This is a genomic window from Nonomuraea zeae (assembly GCF_005889725.1).
Taxonomy (GTDB): Bacteria; Actinomycetota; Actinomycetes; order Streptosporangiales; family Streptosporangiaceae; genus Nonomuraea; species Nonomuraea zeae.
Window position 1 is genome coordinate 1 of sequence record NZ_VCKX01000334.1, and the last position, 12,506, is coordinate 12,506.

Sequence of the window (12,506 nt, forward strand, 5' to 3'; positions counted from 1 at the left end):
CCCCCTTCACCCCACCAGGACTCCAGCCCGGACCCGTCACCCGCGCCGAGACCGACAAGCTCCTGGAGTACGCCGTCGAAGGCGGCACCGTCCGCTGGGAGCTGGCCGAGGGCACCGGCCACGGCGCCCGCCTCATCATCACCAGCACCGGCGGCACCGCCACCCTCGCCACCTGGCGCCGGCACACCGAACAGCTGGCCTCGTCCCTCGTCGATCAGGTTGTCGAAGAGTGAGGGGAGAACCTCTCCAAACCCACCAGCTTTACAATGTAGATTACTAAGCGCCGAGACCCAGCACCGCCGCCGTCATCACCCGCGCCCGCCCCGGCGCCGTCAGCAGGTCCGTCGAATCCGCCAGCTGATCCACACACCCCGCCACCGGCAGCCCCCTGATCGCCGGATCGGCCACCGACGCCAGCAACGCCTCGGCGAACCGGTCCCCGCCGATCACCTCGAACGGCCGGTCGTAAAACCCCCGCACCCGCTCATCCAGCCGATCGGCCAGCGCCACCCGGTTCTGCAACGCCGCCACCCGCCCGTACGCCGCCGACAGCCCTTCCTGCCGCTCCCGCCACGACCGCGCCGCCATCACCGCACCGAGCGACTCACCCAGCTCCACCGAGCCCGGCATCCGCGCCAGCGCACTGCCCAGCCATTTCGCGTACGGCGGGTAGCGGCGCCGCAGCAGCAGCGCCAGACGCATCACCTCCCGCGCCAGCCGCGCCCCCACCACGGCGGAGCCCAGCTCGTCACCCACCTCACCGCACCGGCCGGGGAACGGCTCCTCCTGCGCGATGCGCCGCCACTGACACGCCAGCACGTAGCGCCACACGTCCTCCGGATACCACCGCAACGCCGCCCGGGCCGCCTCCAGCCCGCCGCCGGGCAGCCCGTCATGGAACACCTCGCCCCGCGTCACCTCGGCCAGCCGCTGCCACGGCGCCGACAACCAGTCCAGCAGCGTCACCCCGGACCGCGGATCGAACCCGAGCTGCTCCACCAGCCACGGCCCCAGACACGCCACCGTCACCCCGGGCCGTTCCCGCCCGTGATAGTCGAACACGGTCGCAAACCCCTGGAAACGCTCCGGGAGCGCGGCGGTCACCTTCGCCTCCACCTCGGCCACCGCCTCCGCCGCCACGAACAGCAGCACCCGCGGCCCCCAGTCGTGATCAGCCGACCGCGCGGTGTCGAACGCCAGCACCTCGGACCCGGGCCCGATCAACGCGGCACTGTGCGGCACACCGGGCACCAGCGGCGCCACCACCTCGCCGTAGAAAGCGCGCGACAACTCAATACCAGGCACAAAGTTGGACATCACGCCGTCAACTCTGCCCCAGCGCCGCCCGAACCTCACCAGGTTTTCCGCCGCCCCGGACCGGGGCGGCGAGACAGGCTCCCACCAGGCGAAAAACCGGCTCCGCTCAGGAACCGCCGACCGCGGTCCGCACCCGCATCAGGGACCGCCGGCCGCGCGCAGCGGCCCGCACCCGCTCAGGCAGCGCCGGCCGCGAGCGGCCGCCCGCGCCCGAGTCACAAGATGGCGCCAGGGCGGTACGCGGCCGCCTCCGGATGCGCCGCCACGATCTCGCCCACCTGCTGCGATACCGCCTCCACCTGATCGGCCGCCGCCCCCGTGAACGACACCCGATCGGCCAGCAGCCCCTGCAGCGCCGCCCGATCCAGCGGGAAGCGCTCGTCGCCGGCCAGCCGGTCGAGCAGCTCGTTCGCGGCACCGCGCGAGCGCATCGCCAGCGCGGACGCCACCGCGTGCTCCTTGATCAGCTCATGCGCCTGCTCCCGGCCCACCCCGGCCCGCACCGCCGCCATCAGCATCTTCGTCGTCGCCAGGAACGGCAGGTAGCGGTCCAGCTCGGCGGAGATCACCGCCGGGAACGCGCCGAACTCCTCCAGCACCGTCAGCATCGTCTCCACCAGCCCGTCGAAGGCGAAGAACGCATCCGGCAGCGCCACCCGGCGCACCACCGAGCACGACACGTCACCCTCGTTCCACTGGTCGCCCGCCAGCTCGCCCACCATGGAGGCGTAACCGCGCAGCACCACGGCCAGGCCGTTGACCCGCTCGCAGGAGCGGGTGTTCATCTTGTGCGGCATCGCCGACGAGCCGACCTGGCCCTCCTTGAACCCCTCGGTGACCAGCTCGTGCCCGGCCATCAGCCGGATCGTCTTGGCCAGCGACGACGGCGCCGCCGCCAGCTGCACCAGCGCGGTCACCACCTCGAAGTCCAGCGAGCGCGGATAGACCTGCCCCACGCTGGTGAAGCGGTGCGCGAACCCCAGGTGAGCGGCCACCCGCCCCTCCAGCTCCGCCAGCTTGGCGCGGTCGCCGCCCAGCAGGTCGAGCATGTCCTGCGCGGTGCCCACCGGCCCCTTGATCCCGCGCAGCGGGTAGCGGCCGATCAGCTCCTCCAGCCGCCGGTAGGCCACCAGCAGCTCGTCGGCCGCCGAGGCGAACCGCTTGCCCAGCGTCGTCGCCTGCGCCGCCACATTGTGCGAACGGCCCGCGACCACCGTCGCCTCGTGCTCCTCGGCCAGCGTCGCCAGGCGGGCCAGCAGCGCCACCACCCGGTCGCGCACCAGCAGCAGGCTGTCGCGCACCTGGAGCTGCTCGACGTTCTCGGTCAGGTCACGCGAGGTCATCCCCTTGTGGATCTGCTCGTGACCGGCCAGCGCGTTGAACTCCTCGATCCGCGCCTTCACATCGTGCCGCGAGAAGCGCTCACGCGCCGCGATCGAGTCCAGATCGACCCGCTCGACCACCTTGTCGTAGTCGTCGATCGCCCCCTCGGGCACCGCGACCCCCAGCTCGGCCTGCGCCCGCAGCACCGCCAGCCACAACCGCCGCTCAGCGATGATCTTGTAGTCGGGCGACCACAGGCGGGTCAGCGCCGGCGAGGCATATCGGGCGGCAAGGACATCGGGGATACGCGGCTTGGAAGTCACGTTGGACAAGTCTATTCAGCGGCCCGCAGCCGCCCGCGAGGCCCCTGCCCCCTTGCCCGATCCCGGGGCGTGGTCACCGGCGCGCCCCGGGTTGCGGCCGCGAGCGCCCGCTTGACCAGGGCCGCCGCTCACTCCCACCGGCCCGGCTGGTAGTCGCCGGCCGGCTGGCGGGTGATGACGTTGATCCGGTTGGCGGCGTTGATGAGGGCGATGAGAGACACCAGGGCGGCCAGCTGGTCCTCGTCGTAGTGCTTGGCGGCCGCGGCCCAGGCCTCGTCGGTGACGCCACCGGCGGCGTCGGCGATACGGGTGCCCTGCTCGGCCAGCTCCAGAGCGGCCCGCTCGGCTTCGGTGAAGACCGTGGCCTCCCGCCAGACCGCGACCAGGTTCAGCCGTACGGGGGTCTCTCCGGCGTGCGCGGCCTCCTTGGTGTGCATGTCGACGCAGACGGCGCAGCCGTTGATCTGGCTGGCGCGCAGCGCCACCAGTTCCTGCGTCGCGGCCGGCAGCGCCGAGTCCTTCACGACCTTGCCCGCCGAGCCGATGTGCTTCACGAGCCTGGCCGTGACCTGGTTGCCGAGGTAGTCGAGCCGAGCGTCCATGGCGATCTCCCTGTCCGGGTGAGCGGATACACCCCTCTCGACGAGACAGCCCCGCACGCTGTGACATCCCCCTCTCCCCGGCCGGCGGCGCTACCTCCGACGCGCTTCGAGCCCGTCAAGGATCAGGTCCAGGCCGTAGCCGAACTCGCTGGCGTAGTCGTAGCCCGGCTGCAGGGCATGGTCGACGATCATCTCCGCGAGGTACGGCAGCTCCTTCACCGGCAGGTGCTCCAGGATGCCGCCGGCCACTTCCTCGACGTCGCCCGGCGTCATCACCGGCAGGTTCGCCTCCTGCAGGACGAATCCGCCGATGTAGCTGTCGATGAGCGATATGGCGTGCGCGGCCATCGGCAGCGTGAAGCCCGCCTGCCGCAGGACACCCAGGACGGCGTCATGGTGGCGCAGCGTCGCCAGGCCGGGGTTGCGGCGCGAGTCCATGAGACCGAGAGCCCAGCTGTGCTGCGACAGGACCGTGCGCGCGGACCAGGCCCGTGCGCGGATCGCCTCGCGCCAGTCGCCGCCTCCCGCGCTGGGCAGCTTGATCGCCGCGAACACCATGTCGACCACGCCGTCGAGGATCGCGTCCTTGTTCGGCACGTGGTGGTAGAGCGACATCGCCTCCACGCCCAGCTCCTGCGCCACCCGCCGCATCGTGATCGCCTCCACGCCGCCACGATCCGCGACCCGGATCGCGGCCTCCATCACGCGATCTCTGCTGAGCGGCTGTGGTGGCGGTGACACGACGACTCCCTGGGCTGAGGCGGTTGACAACCTTACAAGCGTAAGTCAGCCTTACGTACCTAAGCCGCCTTACTAGCGTAAGGCAAACCCTGCACGCGCCCCGAGAGAAGGAGACCCCGATGCCGATGCCCATCTGGTGGGGCCACGTGAACAAGAGGATCTTCAACCCGCGCGCGATCGCCGGCGGGAAGTGGCCGGTGCTGATGCACGTCGGCCGCACCTCCGGCACGACGTACCGCACGCCGCTCGACGCGCACCCCGTCGACGGCGGCTACGTGTTCGTCCTGGTGTACGGATCACGCTCGGACTGGGTCCAGAACATCCTGGCAGCCGGCAGCGCGCGGCTGCGGGTCGACGGCAAGGAGATGGACCTGGCCGCCCCGCGCCTCATCGGGAGAGCCGAGGCGTTCCAGGCCATCCCCGCCGAGGTGGCCCGGCCGCCGAGGCTGCTGCGCATCACCGAATTCCTGCGCATGGACCTCGTCACCCGCTGACCCGTTCGCCGGGGTCGTCAAAAGGTCAACTATTGGTGAGCCGCGCGCCACATGGATTGTCCGAGTCTTGTCAAAACGACAGTGAAGGTGATCATCCCCGCTTTAAGATCACTCCCATGCTCATTCGCCGGACATTACGGATAATCACCGTTCTCACGACCACCTGCACCATCGCACTCGCCGGGAGTGTGGGACCGGCCCAGGCCGAAGAGTCCCACGTCTCGTCCCAGAAGCAGCTGCTGTTCTACAACCACGCCTACAGCGTGGTGGACCGCGAGACGGCCGACGCCGTCGAGAACTCCGCCTACCTGCGAGACTTCGCCAACTTCGAGGTCCGCACCACGACCGGCGGCGGATTGACCTGGAAGGGCCGCTACCTCAAGGGCCGCGAGACCTACATCGAGCTGTTCGGCGAGAACGACCTGCCCGGACAGGACGCCCTCTACGGCTCCGCCGGGCTGGGAGTCTCGACCGAGCGCGCCGGCGACCTGGCCAAGGTGACCACCCGGCTGGCCGCCCTGGGCATCACCGACCCGGCCAGATACCGCCAGACCCGCGACTTCGGCGACGGCGTGCCCATCCCGTGGTTCGACACCATCCGCACCACCGCCGCCCAGTACGAAGCCTTCGACCCGTGGGCCATGGAGTACTTCCCCGAGTACTTCGCCGACCCGCGCAGCCAGACCGAGCCCGCGAGCTACACCGGCGACGTCAGCCGCGAGCGCTACCTGCCCGACGCCTACGCCGACCACCTGATGCGCGACATCACCCACCTCCGCATCGGCGTCACCGCGATCGACCTCGCCAACACGACCCCCCTGCTCAAGGCCGGCGGATTCGACGTCACGACCACCGGCGGCGGCATCATCGCCACCGGCGGCGGCACCACCGTCCAGCTCGACTCCGTCGCGCGTGAGGGCGCCGGCCTCAAGCAGGTCAGCCTGTCACTCAACCGCAGCGTGGCGACCAGGCACGTGGAGCGCATCGGCCGCTCCACCCTCACCGTCGGCCCCGGCGCCCGCGCCGAGTGGACCTTCGACGCCCCGGCATAAACCCCCCGGGCGGCGATCGACACCGCCGCCACAGCCGAATGCCCGGCGGGGAACGAACCCCCGCCGGGCATTCAGCGCCTCAGGCTAACGCCTCACCCGCATCACGCCGGATGCCCGGCGAGATCCTCCTTACCGGCCTCCTCGGCACTCTCCCGTACCGGCTTGCCGGCGTGCGGCGGACGCGGTCCCCGATCACGCTTGCGCGTGATCGCCACCACGAGAGTGGGCACCAGAACCAGCGTCAGCAGCGTCGAGGAGATCAGCCCGCCGATCACCACGATCGCCAGCGGCTGCGAGATGAACCCGCCGGACCCCGTCACCCCCAGCGCCATCGGCGTCAGCGCGCAGATCGTGGCCACCGCGGTCATCAGGATCGGCCGCAACCTGCGCCGGCCGCCCTCGATCACCGCCTCCACCACGCCCATGCCCTGATCGCGATACTGGTTGATCAGGTCGATCAGCACGATCGCGTTCGTCACCACGATGCCGATCAGCATCAGCATGCCGATCAACGCCGGCACGCCCAGCGCCGTGTCCGTCGCCACCAGCAACCCGATCGCGCCCGTCGCCGCGAACGGGATCGACACCAGCAGGATCAGCGGCTGGATGAAGCTGCGGAACGTCGCCACCATAATCAGGAACACGATCGCGATCGCCGCCAGCATCGCCAGGCCCAGATCGGAGAACGCGTCCGCCTGGTTCGCCGACGCACCACCGATCTCGGTGGAGGCACCCGAGTCCAGCGCCAGCCCGTCCAGCTTCGTCGTCAGCGCCTGCGTCACACTGCCCAGATCACTGGCCGTCGCCTTGCCCGACACCGTCGCCGACCGCTCGCCGTCGATCCGCGAGACCTGCGTCGGCCCCGCCACCTGCCGCACGTCCGCCACCGTCGACAGCTTCACCAGACCCGCCGCCGTCGGCAGCTTCAGGTCCTCCACCGCCTCGATGTCGTCCGGCGCGTCCGCGCCACGCAGCACCAGATCACTCGTACGACCGTCCAGCGTGATCTGCCCCAGCGGCGCGCCACGGAACGCCTGCGCCACCGCCTGCCCGACCTGCGCCTCCGACAGACCGCGCTCGGCGGCCTCCTCCCGGTTCACCACGACCTCGACCCGCGGCGCGCTGGCCTCCAGGTTCGACGACACGTCACGCAGCCCCGGCACCTCGTCCATCGCCGCCTTGACCGCATCAGCCGCCGTGCGCAGCGTCTCGGTGTCGGGCGCCCGCACGATCACGTCGATCGAGTCGGAGGAGAACCCGCCCCCGCCCGCACCGCCGACCGTGACCTCGCCGACCCCCGACAGGCCCGCGATCTTGTCGCGCAGCTCCTGCTCGACCTTCGCCGTGTCGACGTCCTCCTTGATCGTCACCGAGTAGGAGGCCCGGTCCGCGCCACCGCCGACCCCGCCCTGCATGGCGTTGCCGCCACCCACGTTCACCTGGTACGTCTCCACGCCGTCCAGATCCGACAGCACGTCCTCGACCTGCTTGGCGGCCTTGTCCGTGGTCGCCAGGTCGGTGCCCACCGGCATCCGCTGCGACAGCGAGATCGTGTTCTGCCCCGAGGAGTCCAGGAAGTTCGTCTGCAGACCACCCGCCAGGCCCATCGTCCCGATGAACACCGCCACGCCGATCAGCACCGTCACCAGCTTGAACCGCGTGGCGAAGCGCAGCACCGGCAGGTACGCCCGCTGCAACGGCGAGCGCAGCTCCTTGGCCTCGGCCGCCTCCCGCTGCGCCCGCGCCTGCTCCGGCGTCAGCTCAGGAGCCTTCAGGAACCAGTACGCCAGCACCGGCACCACCGTCAGCGACACCACCAGCGAAGCCAGCAACGCCACCGCCACCGTCACCGCGAACGGGCTGAACAGCTCGCCCACCATGCCGCCCACCACCGCGATCGGCGCGAACACCGCCACCGTCGTCAGCGTCGAGGCCGTCACCGCGCCCGAAACCTCGCGCACGGCCGTCAAGATCGCCTGCAGCTTCGCCTCGCCATAGGCGAGATGGCGTTTGATGTTCTCCAGGACCACGATCGAGTCGTCCACCACCCGGCCCACCGCGATCGTCAAGGCGCCCAGGGTCAGCATGTTCAGCGAATAGTCGCCCGCCCACAGCACGATCAGCGCGATCACCACCGACAGCGGGATCGACACCGCCGTCACCAGCGTCGACCGTACCGACAGCAGGAACACCAGGATGACCAGCACCGCGAACGCCAGGCCCAGCAGGCCCTCCGTGGTCAGGCTCGCAATCGACTCCTCCACGTACGGAGCCTGGTCGAACACCACGGACACCGCCGTGTCCGACCCGTCGCCCAGCGACTTGGTCAGCTCGGGCAGCTTGTCCCGGATGTCATGCGAGATCGTCACCGCGTTGCCGTCGGGCACCATCGTCACCGACACGCCCAGGCTCGACTTGCCGTCCGTACGCGTGATCGTCGTCTGATCCGCCAGCCCGCGCGTGATCTTCGCGACATCGCCCAGCTTGACCGGCTTCAGCGGCTTCGGCCTGACCTGCTGCTGCTGCGCGAGCGCGCCCTGACCCGGCTGACCCGTCTGGGGGCGCGCCTGAGCCTGGGCCTGTGCCTGGGAGGGCTGCTGCTGGGCCGGAGTGGCCGCGGGCTGCGCCGGCGTCAGGTACAGGGCCTTCAGCTTGGCCACCGAGTCCACCCGCGTGCCCACCTGCACCGTCAGCGACTTGCTGTCGGAGGTCAGCGTGCCCGCCGGGATCGGCGTCCCGTTCGCCTTCAGCACCTCGGGGATCTGCGCCGCCGACACGCCCGCCAGCGCCATCTTCTTGGCGTCCGGCTCGATCGTCACGACCTCGTCGCGAGTGCCCGTGACCGCCGCCTCGCGTACGCCCTCCACACCCTGCAACTCCGGCACCACGATCCGGCGCAGCTTGTCGGCCATCGCCCGCTCGTCACCGCCGTCGCCCACCGCAAGGACCAGCACCGGAATGTCGTCGGTGTTGCCGGCCACCACCTGCGGGTCCACGTTCTCGGGGAGCGGCACCCTGCTGATGGCCTGCTGCATCTTGTTCAGCGAGGACTCGATGTCGGTGCCGTACTCGAAGGCCACCTGGATCTGCGCCAGGCCCTCCTTCGAGGTCGAGGTCATCTGCTCCATCCCGGTGAGCCCCTGGAAGGAGTCCTCGATCGGCTTGGTGATCTGGTCCTCGACGATCTCCGGCGACGCGCCGGGATACGGCGCGATCACGAATGCGCCCGGGAACGCCAAAGACGGCAGCAGCTGCTGTTTCAACTGCGGGATCGTGAACGCGCCGAACGCGCTGAGCACCACCGCGATCAAGATCACAAGAGTGCGGTTGACCAGGCTCAACCGGGCGAAAGCGGTCATAGGCTCCCCTCCAAGAGTTCGCCCCACACTAACACTTCGCCTCAGACGAATATTTAGACAGCCAAGGCTTTCCTGATAACCTTCTCAGGAAGCGAGAGGTGAGCGTGAGCGACGAACGCGAAGAACTGATCCGCCGGATCACCGGAACACAGCGCGACCTTGCGCGGCTGTTCGCCCAGCACCAATCCCCCCTGTTCACCTCAAATCTCACCATGAGACAGCTCAAGGTGGTCATGCTCCTGTCCATCAGCGGCTCCGCCTCAGGACAGGACCTCGCCCACGCCCTCGGCGTCGGCCTCGGCACCGTCACCGGCATCGTCGACCGCCTGGTCGCCCACGGCCTGGTCAGCCGGCACGAGGACCCCCAAGACCGCCGCGTACGCCGCGCCGAGCTCACCCCCGCGGGCGCCGCCCTCATCGAAGAGATCAACAACGCCGGCATGGAGCACTACCAGCGCATCATGGACCACCTCGACACCGAGACCCTGCGCGCCCTCGACCACGCCGTCCGCGCCATCCGCGACGTCGCCGACAAGCTCTCCAACGACTGACACCCACCGCTGGTTTCCCGTTCGGCGAAGAGGTTTTTGCCGGGTGCGCGTGGATGTGCGCACCCGGCAAACCGCCTTTACAATGTAGATTTCTTAGGCCAGGGCGGACAGGACCTCGGGCAGCTCGCCCTCGTGGACCACCGTCAGCCGCCGCGTCGCGCGCGTCACCGCCACGTACAGGTCCTGGCCGCCCAGCTCCGACTGGCCCGCGATGCCCGCCGGATCCACCACCACGACCGCGTCGAACTCCAGCCCCTTGGCCTGGCCCACCGTCAGCACCACCACCGGCGCGTCCAGATCCCCTTCCGGGAACAGCCGCGCCACCTCGGCATGCCGGGCGTCCGGCGTCACCACGCCCACCCGCCCCTCACCGATCTCCGCCAGCTCCTCATCGACCAGCGCGGGCAGCCCCGCCACCGCCAGCCGCACCGCCCGGGGCGGCGACCCGCCCTCGCGGACCGACTCCGGCGGCTCCTGCTCCGGCGCGAAGGCCCGCAGCACGTCGGCGGCCACCCGCATGATCTCCACCGGCGTCCGGTAGTTCACCAGCAGCCGCTCCTCCCGCCACCGGCCCTCCAGATAGGGATCCAGCACCTCCCCCCACGAACGCGCGCCCGCCGCCGACCCCGTCTGCGCCAGATCGCCCACCACCGTCAGCGACCGCGCCGGAACCCGCCGCATGACCATCCGCCACGCCATCGCCGACAGCTCCTGCGCCTCGTCCACGATCACGTGCCCGTAGGCCCAGCCCCGGTCGGCCGCCGCCCGGTCCGCCGTGGTCAGCCCCGCCCCGTCGTCGGCGTGCCGCTCGGCCAGCACGTCGGCCCGATCGAACACGCCCGCCTCGGCCACCCCCGTCGACTCCAGCACCTCCCGGGCGAACAGCTCCTGCTCCGCCCAGTCCGCATCACGCCGCCTGGCCGCCACCCGCTCGGCCGAGTCGTCCTCGCCCAGCAGCTCGGCCGCCTCGTCCAGCAGCGGCACGTCCCCGACCGTCCACTCGGCCCCCTCCGGGCGCACCAGCGGCCGCCAGTCCAGCCCCGACGGCGTCACCGACCACAGCGTCTCCGGCGAGGCCAGCAGCCAGCCGACCAGCCGCTGCGGCGTCAGCTCCGGCCACAGCTCGTCCACCGCCCGCCGCACCGGCTCCTCGCCCCACAGCCGCGAGGAGGCCAGCGCCAGATCGAGCTCGTCCAGATCGCGCTCCAGGTCGAGCGGCTCGCCCAGCTCAGGATCGTCGTCCTGGGCCAGCTCCTCGATGTGCAGCGACTCCTCCAGCGCCCGCGCCTCGGCCTTGGCCAGCTCCTTCAGCAGCTCGGTGACGTACAGCTTGCGCGCCATGTTGTGCGGCAGCCGCACCGCCCGCGCCCGGTCGCGCAAGGCCAGGCACACCTGGTGCGGCACCCGCAGCCGCAGCCCGTCCAGCTCCACCTCCAGATCCCCGTCCGGCACCCGCTGCCGCGACTCCAGCGCCCCGGCCACCACATGCGCCATCCGCGCGTCCCCCTTGACCACGGCCGTGCGCGGCGGATCGGCCGCCACCGCGCGCACGCCCGGGAACAGCTCGCCCACCGTGGACATCACCACCTGCGTCTCCCCCAGCGCCGGCAGCACCTGGCTGATGTAGCGCAGGAACATCGGGTTGGGGCCTACCACCAGCACCCCGCGCCGCTCCAGCGTGTTGCGGTGGGTGTAGAGCAGGTACGCCGCCCGGTGCAGCGCCGCCACCGTCTTGCCGGTGCCGGGGCCGCCCTGGACCACCAGCGCCCCCTGCAGCGAGGCCCGGATCACCCGGTCCTGCTCGGACTGGATGGTCGCCACGACGTCGCCCATCCGCCCGGTCCTGCCCCGCCGCAGAGCCGCCAGCAGCGCCGCCTCGCCCACCAGCGTGTGCCGGTCGCCGTCGCTCATCCCCTCCAGGTCGAACACCTCGTCGTCGATGCCGACCACCGTGCGGTCCTTCAGATGCAGATGCCGCCGGCGCACCAGACCGCCCGGATCGGTGGCCGTGGCCACGTAGAACGGCCGCGCCGCCGGCGCCCGCCAGTCGATCAGCACCGACTCGTGCCGCTCGTCCCGAAGCCCGATCCGGCCCACGTAGGTGCTCTGCCCGGAGCCTTCGTCGATGCGGCCGAAGCACAGGCCGCGCTCGACCGCGTTCAGCTGCGCGAGCCTGCGCGCCTGCTCGGAGGCCAGCGCCTCGCGCTCGACCATGGCCTGGCGGCTGCCCCGGCCGGCCCTGCCGTACACCTCGCGCAGCGTCGCCTGCGCCCGCTCCCTCGCGACGTCGAGCCGGCCGTACAGCCACGACACGGTACGCTGCTCGGCGTCAAGGGCTGCCACAAGACCATCTTGACGATTAGTCATTCGGTGGTATACTCCTAACGGGAGGGCTGTGGAGCTCATGCAAAATCTGTTGAGCATTCGAGCTTAACCCCCCGCACGCCCGCGCGCAAACGGGCTTAATCCCCTTGTTCGCGCCCGCGCTGCGGCGCGAACGCCGGAAACGGATTGTCCGGCAGCAGCACCAGCCGCCGCGCCCCCGCCCTCTCCACCGCGTCCAGGTGCAGCAACGCCGCGCCGATGCCCGCCGCACCCGCCATGTAGCCGGTGTCGGCGCTCAGCTCCTCCGGCCGCAGCCGCCGATAGGCCTGATACCAGCGCAACCCGCCGTCGTCACCGCTCGCCCGGCCCAGGAGGTACGCGCCCAGCCGCTGCTCGACCCCCATGCACGCCTGTCCCGC

General features: G+C 70.8%; 9 protein-coding genes and 2 pseudogenes. 4 read left to right on the forward strand and 7 right to left on the reverse strand.

Features of this window, described 5'->3' with window-relative positions:
- Positions 1–233: pseudogene (locus ETD85_RS63965) on the forward strand (hypothetical protein); the annotation flags it as partial.
- Between the two features lie 43 nt (positions 234–276).
- On the opposite strand, the gene ETD85_RS53100 reads toward ETD85_RS63965, so the two are convergent.
- The 4 genes from ETD85_RS53100 to ETD85_RS53115 all read right to left on the reverse strand — a co-directional run bounded on the left by ETD85_RS53100 (position 277) and on the right by ETD85_RS53115 (position 4,267).
- A complete protein-coding gene (locus ETD85_RS53100; protein WP_240780005.1) occupies positions 277–1,290 on the reverse strand; it encodes a DUF4037 domain-containing protein in 1,014 nt (337 codons plus the stop codon).
- Between the two features lie 242 nt (positions 1,291–1,532).
- Positions 1,533–2,963 (reverse strand): adenylosuccinate lyase, encoded by a 1,431-nt coding sequence (gene purB, locus ETD85_RS53105; protein WP_138697474.1) that lies wholly within the window; start codon positions 2,961–2,963, stop codon positions 1,533–1,535.
- Between the two features lie 128 nt (positions 2,964–3,091).
- Entirely contained in the window at positions 3,092–3,565 is a 474-nt protein-coding gene (locus tag ETD85_RS53110; RefSeq protein WP_138697475.1) for a carboxymuconolactone decarboxylase family protein, read from the reverse strand.
- A 90-nt stretch (positions 3,566–3,655) separates the two neighbouring features.
- The gene (locus ETD85_RS53115; RefSeq protein ID WP_138697481.1) at positions 3,656–4,267 is read right to left on the reverse strand and encodes a TetR/AcrR family transcriptional regulator; all 612 of its coding nucleotides are present in this window, start codon (positions 4,265–4,267) and stop codon (positions 3,656–3,658) included.
- Positions 4,268–4,425: 158 nt separating this feature from the next.
- Here ETD85_RS53115 and ETD85_RS53120 point away from each other — a divergent pair, with 158 nt between their 5' ends.
- The gene (locus ETD85_RS53120; protein WP_138697476.1) at positions 4,426–4,800 is read left to right on the forward strand and encodes a nitroreductase family deazaflavin-dependent oxidoreductase; all 375 of its coding nucleotides are present in this window, start codon (positions 4,426–4,428) and stop codon (positions 4,798–4,800) included.
- A 116-nt stretch (positions 4,801–4,916) separates the two neighbouring features.
- Positions 4,917–5,852, forward strand: coding sequence for a DUF5829 family protein (locus ETD85_RS53125; RefSeq protein WP_138697477.1), 936 nt, complete (start codon positions 4,917–4,919; stop codon positions 5,850–5,852).
- A 101-nt stretch (positions 5,853–5,953) separates the two neighbouring features.
- Here ETD85_RS53125 and ETD85_RS53130 read toward each other — a convergent pair whose 3' ends face one another.
- Positions 5,954–9,211, reverse strand: coding sequence for an efflux RND transporter permease subunit (locus ETD85_RS53130; RefSeq protein ID WP_138697478.1), 3,258 nt, complete (start codon positions 9,209–9,211; stop codon positions 5,954–5,956).
- A gap of 212 nt (positions 9,212–9,423) precedes the next feature.
- Here ETD85_RS53130 and ETD85_RS53135 point away from each other — a divergent pair, with 212 nt between their 5' ends.
- On the forward strand, positions 9,424–9,762 hold the full coding sequence (locus ETD85_RS53135; protein WP_240780006.1) for a MarR family winged helix-turn-helix transcriptional regulator: 339 nt from the start codon (positions 9,424–9,426) through the stop codon (positions 9,760–9,762).
- 93 nt (positions 9,763–9,855) lie between these two features.
- Here ETD85_RS53135 and ETD85_RS53140 read toward each other — a convergent pair whose 3' ends face one another.
- On the reverse strand, positions 9,856–12,129 hold the full coding sequence (locus tag ETD85_RS53140) for a HelD family protein (RefSeq protein ID WP_138697479.1): 2,274 nt from the start codon (positions 12,127–12,129) through the stop codon (positions 9,856–9,858).
- Positions 12,130–12,224: 95 nt separating this feature from the next.
- Positions 12,225–12,506 (reverse strand): annotated as a pseudogene (locus tag ETD85_RS53145) (hypothetical protein); the annotation flags it as partial.

Excerpts from the sequence above, each read along its gene's own strand:
- ETD85_RS53110 (WP_138697475.1), bottom strand. The coding sequence starts at position 3,565 with ATGGACGCTCGGCTCGACTACCTCGGCAACCAGGTCACGGCCAGGCTC.
- ETD85_RS53125 (WP_138697477.1), top strand. The coding sequence starts at position 4,917 with ATGCTCATTCGCCGGACATTACGGATAATCACCGTTCTCACGACCACC.
- ETD85_RS53120 (WP_138697476.1), top strand. The coding sequence starts at position 4,426 with ATGCCGATGCCCATCTGGTGGGGCCACGTGAACAAGAGGATCTTCAAC.
- ETD85_RS53135 (WP_240780006.1), top strand. The coding sequence starts at position 9,424 with ATGAGACAGCTCAAGGTGGTCATGCTCCTGTCCATCAGCGGCTCCGCC.
- ETD85_RS53140 (WP_138697479.1), bottom strand. The coding sequence starts at position 12,129 with ATGACTAATCGTCAAGATGGTCTTGTGGCAGCCCTTGACGCCGAGCAG.
- ETD85_RS53115 (WP_138697481.1), bottom strand. The coding sequence starts at position 4,267 with ATGGAGGCCGCGATCCGGGTCGCGGATCGTGGCGGCGTGGAGGCGATC.
- ETD85_RS53130 (WP_138697478.1), bottom strand. The coding sequence starts at position 9,211 with ATGACCGCTTTCGCCCGGTTGAGCCTGGTCAACCGCACTCTTGTGATC.